Consider the following 1,197-nt stretch of genomic DNA (forward strand, 5'->3'; position numbering starts at 1 on the left):
AGGCGGCGCCGGAAGCGCTGCCGGAGAAAGGAGACTGTCATGGCGAAGATAGTCAATTCTTGGAACGACTGGGATCCGCTGAAGCGCGTGATCGTCGGCCTGTGCGACAACTCGGTCATCCCGCCCGAGGAGCCCGCGACCTCCGAGAAGGTGCCGGTCGACTCCGAGATGCGCGGCATGTGGGGTCTCCGCCCGCTGCGCACGGTCGAGGTCGGCAACGCCTGCCTCGAGAACCTCGTGAAGGCGCTCGAGGAGCGCGGCGTGGTCGTCGACCGCCCGACGCCCCTGCAGTGGAACCAGGCCATCGGCACGCCCGACTTCCGCAACGACTCGATGATGACCTGCATGCCGCCCCGCGACATCCTGCTCACCATGGGCAACGAGATCATGGCCTCCGCCAACTCCTTCCGCTGCCGCTACTTCGAGTACCTGGCCTACTGGCCGCTCATGAAGCAGTACTTCGACGAGGACCCGGACTTCCTGTGGACCCAGGCCCCGCGCCCGCGCCTGACCGACAAGTCCTACAAGCACAACTACTACGACGAGAAGATCTCGCTGGAGGAGCGCCTGGTGCGCACCGCCAACAAGGACTTCGTCACGACGGAAGTCGAGCCGATGTGGGACGCCGCCGACGTCATGCGCATGGGCAAGGACCTGTTCATCCAGCACGGCCTGACCACGAACCGCACGGCCATGGACTGGTTCCAGCGCTACTACCCCGAGCACCGCGTGCACGCCGTGAACTTCCCGGGCGACCCCTACCCGATCCACATCGACGCGACCTTCGTGCCGCTGCGCCCCGGCCTGATCATCAACAACCCGCAGCGCAAGCTGCCCGAGGAGCAGCGCGCGATCTTCGAGGCCAACGACTGGCAGATCGTCGACGCCGCCCAGCCGGCCCACTCCGAGCCGCCCGAGTTCTGCTACAGCTCCGTGTGGCTGTCCATGAACTGCCTGGTGCTCGACCCGAAGACGGTCATCGTGGAGGCCTCCGAGGTCTACCAGCAGGAGGAGATGGACAAGCTCGGCATGAACGTCATCCCCGTCGACCTGCGCGGCGCCTACGCCTTCGGCGGCGGCCTGCACTGCTCCACGGCCGACGTCTACCGCGAGGGCGAGTGCCTCGACTACTTCCCGAACCGCGTCGCCGACCCGACCCTGGTTCGCCCGGAGATGTGGAACGACTAGTCGCGTAGC

The 1,197-nt window shown here is 66.4% G+C and carries 1 protein-coding gene; it reads left to right on the forward strand.

Going from position 1 to position 1,197, the window contains the following annotated elements:
* Positions 1–39: 39 nt before the first annotated feature.
* Positions 40–1,188, forward strand: coding sequence for a serine/threonine protein kinase (locus GT590_RS14250; protein ID WP_009307323.1), 1,149 nt, complete (start codon positions 40–42; stop codon positions 1,186–1,188).
* The last annotated feature ends 9 nt before the right edge of the window (positions 1,189–1,197 follow it).

Origin of the sequence: Eggerthella sp. BIOML-A1 (genome assembly GCF_009875595.1) — a bacterium.
GTDB lineage: Bacteria > Actinomycetota > Coriobacteriia > Coriobacteriales > Eggerthellaceae > Eggerthella > Eggerthella lenta.

Coding starts and splice junctions, on each gene's coding strand:
- GT590_RS14250 (WP_009307323.1), top strand. CDS start 40: ATGGCGAAGATAGTCAATTCTTGGAACGACTGGGATCCGCTGAAGCGC.